5 protein-coding genes are annotated in these 19,407 nt (G+C 72.6%); 4 read left to right on the top strand and 1 reads right to left on the bottom strand.

Annotated features, from left to right (window positions below; all coding sequences use genetic code 11):
* The first annotated feature begins 46 nt into the window (after window positions 1-46).
* Genes ACWDVW_RS08055 through ACWDVW_RS08040 form a run of 4 tightly spaced genes read left to right on the top strand, consistent with a single transcriptional unit; the run spans window position 47 to window position 6,588 of the window.
* The gene (locus ACWDVW_RS08055; protein ID WP_449945970.1) at window positions 47-1,792 is read left to right on the top strand and encodes an RICIN domain-containing protein; all 1,746 of its coding nucleotides are present in this window, start codon (window positions 47-49) and stop codon (window positions 1,790-1,792) included.
* The gene (locus ACWDVW_RS08050; RefSeq protein WP_449945969.1) at window positions 1,789-3,363 is read left to right on the top strand and encodes a S8 family serine peptidase; all 1,575 of its coding nucleotides are present in this window, start codon (window positions 1,789-1,791) and stop codon (window positions 3,361-3,363) included. The genes ACWDVW_RS08055 and ACWDVW_RS08050 overlap by 4 nt, the downstream gene beginning before the upstream one ends.
* A 35-nt stretch (window positions 3,364-3,398) precedes the next feature.
* Window positions 3,399-5,993 carry a right-handed parallel beta-helix repeat-containing protein gene (locus ACWDVW_RS08045; RefSeq protein WP_449945967.1) on the top strand — a complete coding sequence of 865 codons (2,595 nt, stop codon included), beginning with the start codon at window positions 3,399-3,401 and terminating at the stop codon, window positions 5,991-5,993.
* A 31-nt stretch (window positions 5,994-6,024) separates the two neighbouring features.
* Entirely contained in the window at window positions 6,025-6,588 is a 564-nt protein-coding gene (locus ACWDVW_RS08040) for a sigma-70 family RNA polymerase sigma factor (RefSeq protein ID WP_449945965.1), read from the top strand.
* Window positions 6,589-6,659: 71 nt separating this feature from the next.
* Here the strand turns inward: ACWDVW_RS08040 and ACWDVW_RS08035 are convergent, their stop codons facing one another.
* On the bottom strand, window positions 6,660-19,400 hold the full coding sequence (locus ACWDVW_RS08035; RefSeq protein WP_449945964.1) for a hypothetical protein: 12,741 nt from the start codon (window positions 19,398-19,400) through the stop codon (window positions 6,660-6,662).
* Window positions 19,401-19,407 lie beyond the last annotated feature (7 nt).

Raw genomic sequence — 19,407 nt, 5'->3', positions numbered from 1 at the left:
CGTCCGTGCAGTCCACTTCAGACGGACTGCGGGGAGGCGTGGCGCGGTGGCGACGAGACCGACGCGGACCAGGAGATCGACCGGTACCAGCCGTCGCCTGATCGGCGCGGCGACACTGGCGACGGCGGCACTGGTCACCATGACCGCCTCGATCGCACCCCGCCCGGCCGACGCCGTGCAGCCGCTGGCCGGCACCCGGGTATCCGACGCCGACGTCCGGCTGCTGACCGAGGCGGCCACGGCCTGCCCCACGCTGACCCCACCCCGGCTCGCCGGCCAGGTGATGGCGGCCTCCCGCTTCACCGCCACGCCCGTCGAGGCGGTGCAGGCCGTCGGCGCACAGGGCACCGCCGGCCTGGTGCCGAGCGTGTGGCAGAAGTGGGCACCCTGGGACGGCGCCCGCCCGGCCGACCGCACGGCAAGCGTCACGGCGCTCGCTCACCACATGTGCCAACTGGTCGGCCAACTCCGGGTGCTCGACCTGGACGGCGACCGGTGGCGCCTGGCTCTCGCGGCGCACCGCGTCGGTGTCGAGGCGATCGTCGCGACCGGCGACGTGCCGGCCGGCGCGGTGGACTACGTCGACACCGTCGAACGGTACGCCACCTGGTACGCCATGCAGCCGGCCTTCGGTGGCAGCGACGCGGCCGGGCCCCCGGTCACCCCGGCGGCGATCCCGGAACGCGTCACCGAGGTCGCGCCGCTGCCGGTGCCCGACGCGTACCTGGCGTCGATCCTGGCCGCCGGAGACGTCTGCGCCCCGATGCCACCGGCCCGCGTCGCCGCGCAGCTCATGGCCACCTCCGCCTTCGACCCGCAGCGGCTCGGCGCCACCGGCGAGCAGGGCATCGCCCAGTTCCTGCCGCAGGTGTGGGTGGCCTACGTGCGACCGTCACCGACGGACTCCCCGTGGACTCCCGACTCGGCGGTGCCGGCCCTCGGCGAGACCATGTGCGCGCTGCTGGCGGCGGTGCCCGGCACCGACGACTACCCCCTCGCGCTGGCCGCGTTCCTGCGCGGCGACCCGACGGTCCGGTCCCTGGCCGACGTGCCCGGCGGCGACCGGATCACCATCCTCGCGGCGCAGGTGGAGCACTTCACCACCGAGTACGCCAAGGACCCACGCCTCAACCCGCCCGCCGTCCCGTCGGCCACCCCGGACCGCACCCCCGGTTCGCCCGGCCGGACGCCCACGGCTGACCCGGCCGCCTCATCCACACCGAGGGCCACGCCGTCGGACACCGCCGCGACGCCGGCCCAGCCCCGCTCCGACCAGCCACCCGTCAAGGCCGTGGACGCCGACACCACCGGCCGCCCGTACGGGCCGTACCTCCTGCGCAACCTCGGCACGACACTCTGCGTGGACATCCCCGGAACCGGTCCGGGGCCCCGCGACGGACCGGTCAACCAGAGCCGCTGCCGTCCGCACACGTCGGACAACCAGGAGTTCGCCTTCGTCCCCCGTCGGGTCGACAGCGCCGGCAACCAGCTCTACTGGATCCGCAACGTCGCCAGTCAGTACTGCCTCGACCTGCCCGGCCTCGGCACGGTCGCCCCGGCGACACCGCTCAACGAGACCGGCTGCTTCGACGACGAGAACCAGTACTGGCGGCTGCAACCCACGGTGCGCTCCGGCGGCATCGCGTACCACCGGATCGTCAACACCGCGTCGAACCTCTGCCTGGACGTGCCCGGCCTGGCGACCGGCGGACCCGACCTGCGCCTGGAGGTGTTCGGCTGCCGGGCCGACGACGACCACGACTGGGCGCTGATCCGCAGGGCGGACTGGTGACCGGGCGGGCGGCCCTGGCCGGGCTCGCCGTGCTCACGGCGCTGGCCCCGGCGGCCACCGCCGTGGTCACCGACCCCGCGCCGGCACTGGCCGCACCGGCCGACCCGCAGGTGCAGCCCTACGTCCTCTACTACACCGTGACCGCCTCCCACCAGGGTCGGCCGGAGACCCTCTGGACGATCGCCGCCCGGTTCCTCGGCGACGCCGAGCGGGCCGGCGAGATCCTCGAACTGAACACCGGACGGCGGCAACCCGACGGCGGACGGCTGACCGACCCCGGGCGACTGAACGCCGGCTGGCACCTCGTCCTGCCCTGGGACGCGATCGGCACCGGTCTGCGCCACGGCGTCCTGACGACCGCCCCGACCACCGCCCCGACCACCGCCCGGTCCGCCCCCGCCCCGGCCGTACCCGCCGCCCGGACGCTGCCGCCCGTCGCACCCGGCACCGTCCGCACGGCCGGCTCCCCGGCCGCCGCCCGGTCCGGCTGCCGGCCCCGCGTCGTCGCCGAGCCACCGGCCGCCTCGACCTGGGGACAGCGGTTGATGGCCCCGCACGAGGTCTGGCGGATCACCAGCGGCAGTGGGGTCCGGGTGGCCGTGGTCGACTCCGGGGTGGCCGCCGGCCGCCCGGAACTCGGCGACCGGCTCGGCCGGGGCGCCGACATCGTCTCCGGCAACGGGTCGGGCGACGTCGACTGCGTCGGCACGGGCACCGCGCTGGCCGGCATCGTCGCCGCCGACGACGGTGCGGACGGCCGACGGGTCGGCGTCGCGCCGAAGGCGGTGATCGTCCCGGTGCGGCTGGTGGACCGGGGAGTCCCGGCGAGCCCTCCCGCCTCCGTGACCGCCGTGCAGGTCGCGGTCGCCACCGGGGCGAAGGTGATCCTGCTCGGCCCGGCCGTGGACGCCACCGACCCGACCGTCCGCTCCGCGATCGACGAGGCGATCGGCCACGGCGTACTCGTGGTGGTGCCGGCCCCCACCGGCGGCACGCCGGTGGCCCCGGCAGACGGTCTGCTCCGCGTCGGCGGTCTCCGGTCCGCGCAGCACGCCACCGTCGACCACCCGGCCGGTTCGGTGGACCTGCTCGCCCCGGCGACCAGCGTCCGCAGCATCGGCGCGGCCGGCTCCGGCGCCTTCGTCGGCAACGGCACCGCCTACGCCGCCGCCTTCGTCGCGGGTACGGCGGCACTGGTGCGATCCGCCCACCCCGGACTGACCGCCGGACAACTCGGCCGGCAACTCGTCAGCACCGTCGCCCCGGTCGAACACGGACCGGCCGGCGTCGGTCGGCTCGACCCGCATCGGGCGGTCACCGGACCGCTGGTCGACAGCGGGCTGCCCGGTACGGCCGAGGCGCGCGCCGCCCGTACCGCGCGGACCGTACCGGTCTCCTGGCCGGTCGTGCTGACCGTCCTCGCCACACTCGGTGCGCTGCTGGTCGGCGGCCGGTTGTGGAGTCGGTACCGGGCGGCCCGCCGACGCCGCCGATGGGACGCCGAGCAGGCCGACGACCCGTTCCGCAGCCACGCCGACGGCGCGGACCTGGTGCGCAGCGGCAAGCCGTGAGCATCCGGACCAGCGGTGTCCGGCGGGGGTGAACGATGGGCGTACGGATACTCAGGACCCGCCGGCCCGGTGCCGCCCCGGAGGGCGTCCGGGTGGCACCGGGCGAACGCGGCGCCGCACCGACCATCACCGCCGCCCTACGCGCCGCCGAGGGGCAGACCGTCCTGGTGGCACCCGGCCGGTACGCCGAGGACCTGCTGATCGACAGGCCGGTACGGCTGCGCGCGGAGCGCGGTCCCGGCACCGTGACGCTGGTGGCGCGTACGCCGCTGCGGATCGCCGCCTCGGCGACGCTGGTCGACCTGACCGTGCTCGGCACCGACCCGGGCGAGCCACTGCTGCGCGTCGAGGACGGTGACGTCGAACTGCGCGGCTGCGGTCTGCACGGTGGCCGGGTCGAGGTGAGCGGGCAGGCCCGCCCGGTGCTGCGCGACTGCCGGCTGACCGGGGCCCGGCTGGCCGGCCTGTACGCCGTCGGCGACAGCGTCGTGGAACTCGACCGTTGCGTCGTCGCCGACGTCGACGGCATCGGTGTGGTGGCCGGCGAGTCGGCCCACGGCACGCTCCGCGACACCTGGATCGGCCCGGTCACCGGCTCCGGGGTCCGGGCCCGTGGCACCGCCCGGGTCGAGCTGGTCGGCGGGGCGGTCGTCACACCCGGACGCAACGGGGTACGCGCCGAGGAGAACGCGGCGGTGACCGCACGCGACGTCGCGGTGACCCGCAGCGGGGCCGAGGTGATCTCCGCCGTCGGCAGCGCCCGGGTCGACCTGACCGGCTGCCGGCTGAGCGACCCGACCGCCGCCGGTGTGGTCGCCGCCGACCAGGCGCAGGTCGTGCTGACCGGCTGCGCCCTGGACCGCGCGGGCGCGACCGCCGTGGTGTGCCGCGACGACGCCGACGTCAGCCTCACCGCGACATCGGTGCGCACCTGCGCGGGCAACGGCGTCTACGTCACCGACCGCGGCACGGTGACACTCACCGACACCGCGGTCGGTCCCACCACCTACAGCGTCCTGCACGTCGGCGGGCACGGCCGGCTGACCGCCGTCGACACCTGGCTGGGACCGTCGGCGGAGCACGGGCTGCACGTGGTCGGGACGGGCCGCGCCGACCTGACCGGCGGCCGGGTCCACGACTGCGGACTCGCCGGCCTGAGCAGCGAGGGACACGCCCAGGTGACCGCCACCGCGACCGTGCTCGCCGCCAACCGCAACGGGGTGGTGGCCGGGTCGGACCAGCCGGTCCGGCTGACCGGGTGCGTCATCGACGCCAGCGACCGGGCCGGGGTGCAGGTGGGTGTCGGCGCCACCGTGGAGCTGACCGACTGCCGCATCCACCGCCCCGGCACCGCCGGGATCGTCTTCGAGCAGGACAGCGGCGGCACCGTGGACCGGTGCGCGGTGCACGACGCGGCGGGCTCCGGCATCGTGGTGTGGACCGGCGCGGCACCCCGGGTGACGTCCACGTCGTGCACGTCCGGCGCGAAGAACGCGCTCTTCGTCGCCGAGGGCGCCGCCGGCGAGTACGTCGACTGCGTCCTCACCGCCAGCGGGTACCCGGCGATCCACGTCGGTGCCGGGGCGACTCCCACCGTCGTGCGCGCCCGGATCCGGGACAGCGATCTCGACGTCGACGTGGACCCGCAGGCCCGGCCGGTCTTCGAGGAGGTCCGGCTGACCGGGGTGACCCGCTCCCTGCTGCCGCCGTCCGGGCTCGCCGCCGACGCCGCCGCCCCGGCGGTGCCGGCGGTGGCCGGCGGCGAGGCGGCCGGCACCGCACCGACCCCGGTGCCCGAGCCACCCACCGAGGCCGACCTGCCGGAACTGCTCGCCGAACTGGACGCGCTGGTCGGCTTGGACCGGGTCAAGCAGGACGTGCAGGCCCAGATCAAACTCATGCAGACGGTCCGCCGCCGCCAGCAGGCCGGGTTGGCGGCACCGCCGCTGAGCCGGCACCTCGTCTTCGCCGGCAACCCGGGCACCGGCAAGACCACCGTCGCCCGCCTCTACGGCCGACTGATCGCCGCACTCGGCATGCTGGAACGCGGCCACCTGGTCGAGGCCGACCGGACCACGATGGTCGGCGAGTACGTCGGCCACACCGGACCCCGTACCCAGGCCGTCTTCCGGCGGGCACTGGGCGGCGTCCTCTTCATCGACGAGGCGTACTCGCTGGTCCCGCCCGGGCACACCAACGACTTCGGCCAGGAGGCCATCGCCACCCTGGTCAAGTTGATGGAGGACCACCGCGACGACGTGGTGGTGATCGTGGCCGGATACCCGCTGGAGATGGACCGCTTCGTCGCCTCCAACCCGGGCCTGGCGTCCCGTTTCTCCCGCACCCTGACCTTCGAGGACTACGGGCCGGACGAGCTGACCGCGATCGTCGAGTCCCAGTGCCGGCAACACGAGTACCAGCTCGCCGACGAGGCCCGCAGCGCTCTGCACACCCTGTTCGCCGGCATGGACCACGGTCACGGTTTCGGCAACGGTCGTGCCGCCCGGCAGCTCTTCCAGCGGATGACCGAACACCAGGCGCAGCGGGTGGCCGACCTGGCCGAACCGTCGACCGAGGACCTGTTGCGGCTGACCGCCTCCGACGTACCCACCGCCGGTTCGATCGCCTGACCGGCTCGTCCGGCCAGAGAAGAGGTATCCGATGACGACGACCGTCGAGTGCGACGCCCCGCCGAGCCAGGCCGACCTGGCCGACTGGTACGAGCGGGTGCTGGTGCCCGAGAGCACACCCGCGCTGCGCCGGTACGCCCGTCGGCTGGTCCCCGGTGACCCGCACCGGGCCGAGGACCTGGTCCAGGAGACGCTGCTGCGGGCCTGGCGTCATCTGCCCACGGTGGCCAACACCCGGAATCCGCAGGCGTGGCTGTCCCGGGTCGCCCACAACCTCTGTGTCGACCAGGCCCGACGGGTGACGGCCCGCCCCACCGAGGTGGCCGAGGACGTCACCACCACCGTCTGGGAACCGGCGGAGAGCCTCTACGACGCCGCCCTGGACCGGGCGATGCTGATGCCGGCCCTGCGGAGCCTCTCGGCGGTGCACCAGGAGGCACTGATCCTGGTGTACTACCAGGACCGGACGCACAGCGAGGTGGCCGGGGCCCTGGGCGTGCCACCGGGCACGGTCAAGTCGCGCACCCACCACGCCACCCGGGAACTCCAGCGGGCGCTGAGCCGCCACGGGGTGACCGGCAGCGCCACGAACTGACCTCGCCCGGCGGCGAGGAACCGGTCAACTGCCTCGCGGTGATGCTGGACGTGGTCGGACTGGAACATCCGCTATGCCTGTCCGTGGTCGCCGGGCGGTGGTACGGCGGGTTCGGTGGCGGTGACGAGTGGTTCCGGGGCGGTGTGTGCGGTCGCCAGGTCAGCCAGCATGGTGTCGAGGTCGGCCGGTAGTCCGCTGGCGAGGATCCTGGCCGCCGCCGGGTCGGTGCCCTCGGTCTGAAGACGCTGCGCCATCAACTCCACCCATCGCGTGCGCAGGTCGTCGGTTGCCGGCGCGGTGGTGCCGATCCCCGGTGCGGTCTCGGGGACAGGCGGTGGCGGCGGGGGAGGCGGTGGCGGGGCGGTGGCGTGTTTGTGCGGGCGGGCTTCGACAGATTCGCCCAGTTGCTCGCTGACCTTGGCGGCGACGCCGTCGAGCCACCGTTTGACGTCCCTGGGGTCGAGGCCGGGACGGACCTTCTCGCTCATGTAGCGGCCGGACTTGTCGTCGACGACCCACCGGCCTGTTTCCGGGTCACGGTGCAGTTCACCGCTGATGCGTCCCTTGCCGACGTAGGCGTGGCCGTCGGCGTCGAAACGTACCCCGATGGTGGGATGGCCCTGCTGGTTGATGCTCTCCTTGAGCTGGTCCAGAGTGAGGTCGGGGTTCTTGGTGAGCATCGCGGTGTGCAGGTCGGCAAGCTGTCGCGCGGAGACGGCGGTCAGGATCTCCTCACTGCCGATCATGATCTCGTCGGTTTCGGTGACCACGTAGTGCCAGCGTGCGTCCGGTCTGCCGGCGTGGATCTCGGGGGTGAAGTCGGACAGCGGCATCCAGGCCGGGTTGACTCGCATCCGCTGGGTGTGCAGGGCTTCTCCGCTGATCTTCTTCCCGTCGGCGCGGGCGGGCGGGTCGATCTCGAAGGGCTTGGCCTGCTTCGGATGGACGGCGGGACCGCTGGTCTGGTCCGACTCGGTCTGGTGCGACTCGGTCGGGTGCGACTCGGTCGGAGTCGACGTGTCCACCGGTGGTGGCTGCTGGTCGGCCATCGCCTGGTAGTGGTCGCTGCGGCGGTAGACGTCCAGCAGGGGCGCGTCCTCGCGACCGATCGTCTGGGTGTGCTCGGGGGCGTGGATGCGAATCCGGGCGTCCAACGCGTCGGCCAACAGACCCGGAAACGCCTCGCCGGCCGCGTCCCGCCAACGGTTCTCCCAGCGCCGGACCGACTTGGTGAGGTCGGCGAACTCGCCGGCATCGGCCGGTCGGAGCGGGTCGAGGAGATGCACCATGAGCTGGTCCCGGAGCGTCTCGTCGGTGAGCGTCCGTAGGCCGACCGGATTGCCGCTGGCGGTGAGGTAGTCGAACATGGCCCGCATCGAGAGCGACTCGTCGGCCAGGTCCCGGGACGGCGATCCGTCCGTCGTGGGTTTGAGGGGTACCCGGTTTTCCACGTGGGTGCGGGCCACCGCCGGGTGCCACCCGACGGCGACCAGGTCGGCGGTTCGCTGGGCGAGGTAGAGGTCACGTAGTTGGGTGGCCGGGATCAGGTGGGGATCTCTCGGCGTGGTGATGCCCGCCTCCTGCAACCGCCCCAGCAACGTGTCGCGGTTCATCGCATTCACCGTGGTACGCAACGCCAGCACCCGGTTGTTGCGATAACCCTGTAAGGCCGCCGCCGGCACACCGTCCGCGCCCACGGTGTTCAGGTGTTGCTCGACCAGGCGGCGCAGGAGTTCTGCCGCTTGACCGAGTTGGGTGGTCGACGGCACCAGGCCACCTGCGTGGGAAGCCGCCGCGCGGATCTGGAGGCGGACCGCCTCGGCGTCGTTGAGCCAGGCGTGCAGGGCCGGCGAGCCGAGTCCGGCGGCGGTCAGCCTCCCGCTGACCAGCGCAGGAGCGCTGCCGATGGTGGCGTAGAGCTGGCAGTACCCGCCACCCGGTGTCGGAAGCACCTGCGGCGCTGCCGTCGTCGTCTTGGTGGTGTCCGCGTGGGGACCGGTGTCGGTGCGGCGGGTGCTGTCGTTCTGGACGTACGTGGCGAGGGCGGCCGCGTCGCTGTCCGGGGTGCTCTCGGGGACCCCGAGGTACCGGTACCGGAAGTCGTCGAGCAGGTGGTGGTGCCGTTGCAGCAGGTCCCACCAGGACTGTCCGGCCCGGTCCCAGTCCTCGTGCAACCCAGGCACCCTGGCCTCTGCGGCGGTGCGGGCGGGGCTGCCTTCCGGCGCCGTGTACGCATCGTAGCGGGCCTGGTCCAGCTTGTCGGCGGCGGACACGAAGCCCTCCGCCGCCTTGGCCAGCTTCGCCTCGTGATCGACGATCTCGTCGAAGGCGGCGACGCGGTCGGGTGAGTCGTCGGCTATCGCCGTGGTGTCCCGCGGGATGTGCAGCGCCGTACGCGTGTCGTGCAGGCCCATCCGCAACGACACGTTCACCAGCTCGTCCGGCTGGCTGGCGCTGGTCACCTTCTTGGTCGACCACGCCGAGTACGACAGGTCGACGGTGACCTCGATCCGGCTCAGGTAGTCGACGGCGCCCGAGCGGCTCTCCGGCTTGACGTTGCCCAGGTCGCCGGTGGTGTTGCCGCCGTTCTCGGCGGCGGCCTGGGTGTCACCCGCGGCGACACCGGGACCACCCGCCTCCAACGCCTGGTACGGGTCGTCGGCGAAGCCCCGCCCGATCAGCGGGACCCGGGGGATCCGTAGCTGTTGGGTCACGATGCTGGTGCCGGTGCTGTAGCCGCCGCTCTGCTGAGCTGCGTGTTCACGGTAGACGCCGGAGCTGACCCCGCCGAGTGAGGCACTCTCGGGCAGCAGCTTGAGGGTGATCGTGGCGGCCTGCCCGAAGATCTGCGCGCTGACCGCCGGCGGCAGGACGAAACCGCCGGTGGAGAGCATCTTCGGCATGGCGGGCAGCAGGATCTCCGGGGTGAGGCTCTGGTGGATCTGGTGCGCCCCCGCATAGCCCGTCGTCTTCAGGCGCTTGGCGGCGTCGGTCAGCAGGCCCTCGACGACGCGTTGTACCTGGGCAACCTGGTGGAGGTCCTCGGCGCTGAACCGCGGCGGTAACGGCATCCCGTTGAGCATCCGCCAGCCGGGTGGCAGCTTCTCCGGCGGAAGGATCCGGTAGGGCGTGGGCGTTGCCGCCGGCGTGGATCGGGACGGCCTCAGGTCGTCGGCCCACCGGTCCTGGACCACCTTGTCATAGACGACGAGCAGGTCGCCGTCGACGCGTTTGCCATTGTCGAAGATGGCCAGGGTGTACTTGACGGGCGTTTCCATCCTGGCCTTGATCCCACGAGCGGAACTCAGATTCACGTCGAGAGTGGTCGAGCCGTCGTTCTGTGCGTTCAGCACCTGGGAGACCCGTCCCACCGTGTCTCCCACGCCGACCGCGAGGTTCTCGCCGTTGTGGTTGGAGACGCCGGTGCCGGCGACCCCGGCGGTCACGGTGCTGCCCTGTATCCGCTGTTTGGTGACGCCCTGTTCGCTGGTGTGGGTGGTCTTGATGTCGAGGTCCTCGTGGTCGGCGACGAAACCGTGGACCTTCGGTTGACCGATGGGTTCGGAGAGCAGGCGTACGTCCCGGGAGTGTTGCGTCATCCGGCCGGGTTTCATGTGCAGCACCGACGCCCCGCCGTCGGCCATCGAGGACCAGTGCTGTGCTTGCCCTTCGGGAGTGAGCAGGTATAGCAGGCGGCGGCGGTTCAACATCGGGTCGTCGAGCCCGGGGCCGGAGAGCGAGTCGGAGATCTTGCCGATCGACCGGTTGCTGACCTTGGCCTGCACCATGTCGAGAAGGCTCTTGACCAACCCCCGGTCCGGGCCGAGTTTGGCGGCCTCGGCCCGCAGCGCGGCGGTCATCGCCTCGGTCAGGGTCGGTGTCTCGTCGAAGGTGTAGAGGCCCAGTCCGGGGCTGCGGCCGGGCGGCAGGGTCAGCGTCGGCGGCACCTTCGGCAGCCACGGCGTACCCATCATGCCCGGGTCCCCGGCCAACTTGGGCAACAAGCCGAGCTTGACCATGGTCCTGGCGGACAGCCGCAGGAAGATCGCGTTGGTGATGGTGCCGTGCCGGGCGATCGACTTGTGGTGGTGCAGCCACTCACCACTGCGCACCGACTGCGGGACGGCGGCGTACCGGTCCGGATCGGTGGTGATCTCTGCGGCCGCCGAGACCCGCATGTCGAAGGCGACGAGGAAGGACCGCTGCTTGCCCTTGCGATTGTTGGCGTTGCGTTCGATCGCGCCACTGACGCTTTCGGTTTCGCGTTGAGACCCGGCGTAGAGCAGCTTCTCGTACGTGGCCGGGAAGACGGCGCCACCGCCGTGGGTGTTGTCGTTGCTGCTGCCGGCGCGGCGGACGTTCGTCGAGAAGTTGGCCCGGAGCGCGAACTGCTTCTCCGAGGTCGTCGCGGCGCTGATCTCGACCGACCCGATCGAGGCGGACTCGTTGGTGATGGTGGCGTACGCCGGCAGCACCGTCGGGTTCGTCAACGAGACCGCGACGGCCAGGTCGGTCGCCGCGCCGTCCTCGGCGGAGGTGAGCCGGTCCACGTGCCACACATTGTCGAGCATCGAGGTGAGACCGTGGATCTGACGTGACTCGGCGAGCCGATCGATGGTGTCGGCCCACACCGGCATCCCCTCGGCCAACCCGTCGACGCCGCGCAGGCCGCCCAACTTGGTCCGGGACACCGCATCGGTGTAGTTCTGGGCGGCCTGGAGCGCATCGTTGGCCAGGTCCCGGATGAAGGTGCTGCCGGGAAAGTCCTCCACCGACAGCCAGCGGTTCACCTTCGACGTCGGCCCCTCGTCGACCCAGTCGCGCAACTTGGTCAACTCCAGTTGGGTCCGCCGGTCGACCGCCAGTGGATCGGGCCGCAGTGTCATCGTGGTCGGCATGTCGATCGGTTGGGCCAGCACCGACGCGTCGTCGAACTGCACGGTGACCGGACGCGTTTCGACAAACCGGAATCGGGTGAACGCCTTTCCGCCCACCACGGCCGCCGGCTCGTGGACGGGGTTCACCACCCGGGTCCCGGCGGCCGAGTTGGTCACCGGCCGAGGCAGGCGCTGGCGCATCACCCGCCCGTACCTGAAGCGGGACCTGGGGTCAACACCCAGGCGTTTCGTGTACGCGTACACCCGCACCGTGATCCTCAGGTCGTTGCCGAACGCCTGCGAGTCGGGGGTGCCGCCGTTGAGTCGGCTCTCCTGGCCGGCCAACTGCTGGCCGCTCTGCCGATCGATGCGGCCCCGGACCTCGATCGCGCCACCGGGTACGAACGCGGCGGCCGTCGTTCCGGTCAGCCGGAACACGCCGCCGCCCTCGAACGCCAGGGCACCTCGCCACTGGCTGCCGGCGTTGATCTTCTCCTGGAAGGTGTCGGCGTGGGTGGTCCGCACCGCGTCGCCCTTGCTGGTGCCGAGGTACTCGAAGGCCTTGGTATAGCTGCCCGTGACGTGCACGATGATGTGCCGGGTGCCGATCTTCTTGGTGCGACTCAGTCTGGCGATCAGGCCGGTCTTGAGCAGACTGCCCCGGCCCTGACGCAGCCCGGCCACGGTCAGCACCCGGTCCAGCGCGTCCTGGTTGGCCTGCCGCTCGATCGCCGCCCGGCTGCTGCCCATCCGTTTCACCGCGCCGGACTTGCCGAACTCGGGCAGGAAACCGCCTTCGATACGCCGGATCAGTCCGCTCACGTCCAGGTAGAGCTGCTGGAACCCGCCGAGCCCGTAGGTCACGGAACGCCCACCGCCGAGCGCGTACGGCGGTACGTGCCACTGCGTCGGGGAGGGGACGAGCACGCTGCTGTCGTGGAGGAGCTGGGCCACCCGAGCCGCTGGCAGGTGGCCGAGCACCACCAGATCGACGGTGATCGGTTCGACGGTGCCCTTGCCGAACAGCCGGCTGCCCGGCACCTCGCGTAGCCCGGCGTTCGTCACGACCCGGAAGTGCGCCTCCACCAGGACGTTGGGGATGTCCTTGAACTCGGTGCCCACCCGGGACGTGCCGCCCTGTGTGGCGGAGGCGGTCATCGAGCGCAGGAAGCCCCAGAAGAGCCGGGCCTGTACGTAGCCGGTGCCGAACGCCCAACGCGCGGGCACCAGGGACAGGCCCGTGCCGACCCGACTCGAATGGGACAGCTTCGTCGCCTCGCTCTGCCCCGGCTGCCAGCGGAAGGAGGTCTTGCCGACGTCGGCCAGGACGGACAGCTTCGGCATGGTCGCGGTGAGTTCCAGCGACAGGGCGTGCGCGCCGTGCGTGCTGGTGATCGTCGGTGGGTGGACCACCGTGTCCAGGGCCGGCATCAGGTTGCCGAGCATGGAGGACTCCTCGAACAGGCCCCGGGCCTGCCCTGCCCCCAGCGTGCCCGGCCCGACAGCCTTGGTGGGCTGGAGCATCACGAGGATGTCCTCGACCACGTCGTTCCAGGTGCCCGTGGGGTCGGCATCCTCGGTCAGGCCGAGGTCCGCGCGCAGGATGCGGACCGGCGTGAAGTTCTCCACGAGCATCGAGGTGTGTCTGCTCGGGTCGACCGTGAGCCAGCCAGGTTCGCGGGGTGTGGCCTTGGCGACGTCGTCGACGGTCCGGAAGGTCACGTCGGCGGGGACCGGCTCGCCGCGAGTGCGCTCGGCCGCCTTCGGGCCGGTCAGCGGCGCGGTCGGGTCCGTCACGGCGACCCCGAAGCCGACCGGCATGGACAGCAGGTGGGAGCCGGAGCCGCTGCGTACGTTGTGCGAGTCGGTCAGCTTGACGCCGTTCTCGAACGACTCCAGGGGCCGGGAGAGCGCGACGTCGATGGCGCCGCCGGCACCGTAGCCGACTCGCTGGGGAAACATCGTGCCGGCGCCGAGCGATCCGGAGCCGCCGGTGGTGGAGGCATGTTTGACACCGGCGGACTGGTCGCTGCGGGTGTCGAACTTCGCCTTGTCCGCCGACTGATCGATGACCTGGGCCTGGGACGACGACCAGTTCGGTGCGACGGTCACCCGGTGCCAGCCGAAGAGCCCGTCCTGGACATAGAAGCTACGGCCACCGGTGACGAAGAAGGACTTCTGGTCGTCGCGTAGCGCCTGCGCGATGTCGCCGGTCTGCACCGAGAGCTTGGACAGCCCCGGCACCAGTGGCAGGTTCTCCGCCACCCGGGCACGCACCGCGTCGGTCACGCTCTGTTCCAGGCCGCGAATCAGGTCGTCGAGGTCGTCGATGAAGTCGGGTGTGTACAGCAGGTCGGGCCGAGTCTTGTAGAGGCCGGGCAGTGGGCTGTCGGCGATCGTGGTCGGCGCCAGGACCGTCATGGGGATGCTCTCACCCGGTGGGGTCATCGTGATCTTGGGCGTGGTGCTGCTCATGACGAGCGGCGCCAACGGCGGCGGCGGAGTGCCCGACGAGGTACCGGCCGGGGCGGACACCGTGGCTTCGGCGGTGCTGACCTTGGGCGCGGTGTCCACACCGGAGGACCAGAACTCCTCGGCGACGTTGCCGGCGATGACGTCCGGCACCGGACGCGGGGCGGTGGAGCCCGAGAAGTACGGCGACAACACCTCGGCGATCTGACCGAGGGCCCGAGGGGTCAGCACGAAGTGATCGACGTCGTGCGTGTGGCGGCCCATCAGGTCACCGTGCTCCGGCAGGTGGCCGCCGCGCAGCAACGCGTTCGGGGGTGGGTTGGCGTCCGTGACGCCGAGCTGGTGCACGATCTCGTGGGCGTACTTGGCCGGCGACGCGCCGGCCGCCCAGACCTGCTGGGAGATCTGGTTACCGGCGGGGACGACCGTGATGGCGCCGCGCGCGTTGGCCGGGTCGTCGAAGTCCACCGTCACCCGGATCGGGACGTCCCACCCGGGCAACTGGTGCTGGGCTGCGTTGACATAGCGCTGAAGCCCCTCGACCGTACGTGCCTTCACCTCGGCGATCTCCTGCGCGGTGACGCCGGGCGCGGGGTCGAGGCGGAGCGTGAGCGCGAAGTGCATGTCCTGCTCGGTGACGGTGAGGCGGTAGCCGACGCCGACTCGCTCGCCGCTGGCCGGCGGCCGGATGACCTTCGGTGGCTGGCCGGCGGTGGTGGGTGGCTCGAAGCGGAAGGCGTCCTTCAGCGGGGTCCATCGCTCGGTGTCCACCTCGATCACCCGGGCCGGGCCGCCGGTTCTACCGTCGCCGAGTAGGTTGCGCGGCGGCGTCGCCACCTTCTGCACGGGCGAAGCTGTGGACGCGTCGTCGGTGGAGCGGCGAGGCGCCGGCAGTTCGAGAACCTCGTCGCCGGCCGTTGGCGTAGGCCGTGCCGGTGGTCCGTCCAGCGGCTTCGTCGACGTCGACTCTGTCACTGCGGGTGGATCCGTCGGCTTGGTGACCGCCGGGGTGTCCGCCAGCCTGGTGGCGGTCGGCACGTCCGCTGCGGGCGCATCGGGGCGGATCGAGGGGAGCGCGGACGGGTCGGTTCGGGCCGAGGCGGCGCCGTCGGAACCGGTGCGCGGTGTCGGCAGGTCGCGGGGTGGGCTCGGCAACTGGTCGAGCCGGTGTCCGCTCGTCGCCTCGCCGGCTCGCGGCGAGGGCGTCGGCGGGCCGTCGCCGGCCCGGCCGGGAACTGGTGGGCCCTCTGGTCCCCGGAGCTGGGTCAGCCGGTCACCGAGGGTGGTGTACCGCGTCGCGGTCGAGTCCCGCAGGCCCTGGGACAGCCCGCCGAGCGCCTCGTCCAGCCGGGAGTCGAGCGCGCGGAGGTGGTCGGGTGAGCTGAGCGCGGCGTGGATCTGCTGGGTGTCGGCCAGCCGGTGCTCGTCGAGGCGCAGGGCGTACCGGGACAGCACATGGTCGATGCCGGCCTGGTTGTCGCCGACTCGGGCCAGCGCGTCCTGCCAGCCCCGGAGCTCGTCGGCGGGCAGCGGACCGGTGCCGCCCCGCAGCTCCGCGAGGCGAAGCTCCCGGTTCAGTGCGGCGACGCGGAGTTCGTGGCGGGCCAGGACGTCGGCGTGCGCGGCCTCGTCGGAGGCGCGGGTGAACTCGGCGCTCCACTCGGCGCGTTCGGCCGGCGGCATGCCGAGCGCCTCGTCCCCGTGGGCGCGTAGGGCGGCGAGCCGGTCGGCCAGGTCGGCGTCGATGTCACGGCTGCCGGGTGCCTGCGTCGGTACGTCGGGCAGGTCGTCGACCCTGGGCGGCGGGCTGGCGGTGCCACGCAGCGCGTCCAGCCGGTGGCGTAGCTCCAGGCCGGCGAGGTCCAGCTTCGGCGTGCTCTCCCGGCGTAGCGCCTCGAGCCGTCGGTGGAGGTCGTCGATGCTCTCGGGGGCTCGCGTCGGCGGGTCGGGAAGCTCGGGGAACGGACCGCCGGCATCGTCGGTGTTGCGGAGGTTGGCGAAACGTAGCTCGAGTTCCAGGCCGGCGAGCTGCGGATCGGGTGTGTGGTGGGTGCGCAGCGCGTCGAGCCGGGCGCTCAGCTCGTCCAGGTCGCCCGGGGACCCGGCCTCGTCGGCGACCCGGCCGGTGGTGCCTGTGGGCTGGTCGAGCAGCTTCTGCTGGGCCAGCCGATCGGCGAGGGCGTTCTCGTAGGCGTTGAGCAGCCGGTGCAGGTCATCGGTGTGCCCGGTCGCGGTCGCGCGTTCGATGTCCACGGCGTGCTGCAACCAGGTGGTCTTGTCCATGCCGAGCTGGGCGGCGCGGTGGTGCCCGGCGTCGACGTGTTCCCGGTACGAGTCGAGCCGCTGGAACAGGGAGTGCCGGTCGACCCGGTCGTGCAGCGCGTTGATTCCCCGGGCGGCGTCACCGTGCCGCCCCTGCTCGATCGCGGTACGGATGTCTGTGGTGAGGGGGCGCAACTCCCGCTCGGGAAGCTGGGTACGCCGCGCGTCGTCGGTGAGCTCCGCCAACCGGTGGCCGAGTTCGTCGGCGCCGGGGGTGGCAGCCGGTTCGGTGCGTGGCACGGCGGGCAGGTCCGACAGGTCGTCGAGGGAGGATCGACCGTCCACTCCCGCCGGCCGACCGGGTACCTCCGCCCGGTCGGGGTTGGCCGTGCGACCCGGGACGTCCGCTCCCGGCTTCTGCGGCGTGGCTGCTGGGGTCGCGCTGTCGAGCCGCGACGGGTCGGTGACCGACGGGACCTCCTCGGCCCGTACGGCGGCCAGCTCGACCTCCAGATCGGCGAGGCGCTCGACGGCGGTGGCGCGGGCGGTGGCCTCGGCCGGGGAGATCGTCGGTGGGGCCGGGAACATCGCCGGGTCGACCGGCCCGGCCTGACCCGTCGAGCCGGGCCGGAGCCGGTCGAAGCGGTGTTCCAGCTCCAGGTGGCGGGCGCTGGGCGAGGGCACGTCGGTGCCGCGCAGAGCGGCCAGCCGGCTCTCCAACTCCGCCACGCCGGTGCCGGGCTGATGGGTGGGCACCGAGGGCAGGTCCAGCAGGTCGGCGGTGGACACCGGCGCGAACCGGTGCGTTACGTCCAGCCCGGCCAGGTCGACGGCGTCGGCGCCGCGCAGGCGGTCCAGCCGGGCCTGCAACGCCCGCGTCGCCTCGTCCACTGTCACGGGGGCCCTGGCGGCGGCGAGATCGGGAGCCGTCGTCGGCGGGGTGACCGCGAGGTCGGGCGCGGCCGTCTCGACCGCCCGGGCCGGTGGTGCGTCGAGGAGGACACCCGGACCGTCGATCCGGAGGCTGTCCGAGGTACGCCGGACCAGTGCCTCGGCGACCCGGACGTCCTTCTCGGCGCGGGCGACGGCCAGCGCGTCCCCGGAGGCGTCGGTCAGCGCCCGCTGGGCCTGCTTGAGCTGGTCGAGGGCGTGCAGGTGACTCACCTGCGCGGTCGACGGTGGCGCGTCCCACCGGTGCAGGGCGTTCGGCACGGTCGGCCCGGGCTCCTTCAACAGGTGCAGGGCCTGGTGGACCGTGGACGCGTCGGTGACCGTGCCGACCGGTGCCGGTGGTGTGGTGACCTGTGCGGGTGGTGTGGTGACCGTCTCCGCGCGGATGACGGCGGTCGGCGGCGTGTGCGGGACCGCGACGCTGGTGGGGGTGACCACGGTGGTGTCGCCGAACACCTTCTCCGGGGCGCCGAGGTTGAACGCCACCGCGGTCTCCGAGGTCCGCACCGCGCTGACGTCGCCGGTGTGCAGGTGGCGCAGTTCGGCACGTCCGAAGGTCTCCAGCCCCTCCAGCCCGCCGGCCCGGTTCAGCGCGCCGAGGTTGCCCATCCGTACGTCCGGCAGGTGCACCGCGCCGACCGCGCCCGGGGTCGGGACGTCGACGTGGCTCGGGATCGTCGCCCCGGTGACCGTCGGCGGGTCGAACCGGGGGAGCGCGCCGAGGTCGACCCCGCCGGCCATCGCCGGCATCCGGGGTGGGCTGACGGCGGCGAGGTCGTGCGCGCCGAGCGGCCCGCGCATCGCGGACAGGTCGACGCTGCGGGCGGAGAAGGCGAGGTGGGGCGTCGACGGGGCACCGATCAGCGGCTTCTCGATCAGGTCGGGCAGGTGCAGGCCGCTCGGGCTGACGTGGAGCCCACCGGCGGGCGGGGCGTCACCGGGCTTGACGACGTGCACGGTGGTGAGTCCGTTGGCGAGCCGTACGCCCCCGCCCAGCCCGGCGAGCGCGTCGAACCGGCTCATCCCGAGTCCGCGACCGAGGATCCCGAGCTTGGCGGCCCCGGACAGACCGACCGCGCCGATCTCGTGCCCGGCCAGCGGCAGGAAGATCCGCAGCCATTTCCAGCCGCCGAACTCGCGCACCATGAGGTTGCCGAACCGGACGGCGTTGACGGCGACGAACCGACCGCCGGCGGCCGCCAGGCCACCGAGCCTGACCAGGCCCCGGTATCCCAGGTTGCCCAGTGTGATGGCTGCTGCCGGGACGGTGACCAGGGTGAACTTCTCCAGGGTCACGAACCCGCGTACGGCCAGGCCGTCGAGTGGCCCGACGATCCTGGGGATCAGCAGCGCGCCGTTCTTCACCGAGTTGGCCACGGTGATCCCGAGGTCGCCGATGCCGCGTACCGCCGCGCTGATGCTCAGCGTGGACACCACCCGCCAGAAGTCGTCGATGCCGGCCCGCGCCAGGGTGAAGCTGTTCCGGCTGAACTGGGTGATGTTCCGCCAGGCGGTGGTGGCGAGCTTGGTCAGGTCACCGAGGGCGATCAACGGTCGGGTGCTGGGCCCGAGGATCGCCAGCAGCCCGAGCGCCAACCCCAGCGCGTTCGTCTTGCCCGTCGCGAAGTCCAGCGCCGCCTTCATCGCCAACGCGGCGTTCATCGCGAAGGCCAGCAGACCGAGCGGCCCTCCGACGAAGATGGCCACCACCGTCACGATGATGGCCAGCCAGTTGAAGATCTCCCAGAACACCTCGCACGCCGACTTGGGCGTCACCGGCGAGGTGATGTGGTCGGTGGCGTCGAGGATGGCCTGCCGGGCCGTACCCGCCGCGCTCCGGACGTCCGCCGCGGCGCTCTTGGCGTCCGCCTTCAGGGTGCGGATCCGTTCCTCGTCGTCGCCGGCCGCGCTCGCCTCGCGCAGCGCCTGGTCCGCCTTGGCCTGGGCCTCGCGCAGCGCCTGCGCGTACGCGCGAATCGCCGGCCCGGCGGCGGTGAAGGCGGTACGCACACCGGCGACGAAGCCGCGCAACTCCTTGCTGACCTGCTCGCGCAGCCAGTCGGCGGTCTTGCCGACGAACGCGCCCTCGCCGCTCTGCCGCAGCACCGCACCGAGCCCGTCGTCCGCGGTCTGGGCGTGCCGCGCCATCACGTCCATGTAGTCGGCGACCCGCACCAGCACGTCCGGATCGCCGGGAGTGGGGTCCCCGGACAGCGTCAGCGGCGACCAGTCACCGGGCCGTACGCCCACCGCACCC

Source organism: Micromonospora sp. NPDC003241 (assembly GCF_053589795.1).
The sequence above is the reverse complement of the archived record's forward strand: the minus strand, read 5'-3'. Positions and strand labels throughout refer to the sequence as shown.

Coding starts and splice junctions, on each gene's coding strand:
- ACWDVW_RS08045 (WP_449945967.1), top strand. CDS start 3,399: ATGGGCGTACGGATACTCAGGACCCGCCGGCCCGGTGCCGCCCCGGAG.
- ACWDVW_RS08040 (WP_449945965.1), top strand. CDS start 6,025: ATGACGACGACCGTCGAGTGCGACGCCCCGCCGAGCCAGGCCGACCTG.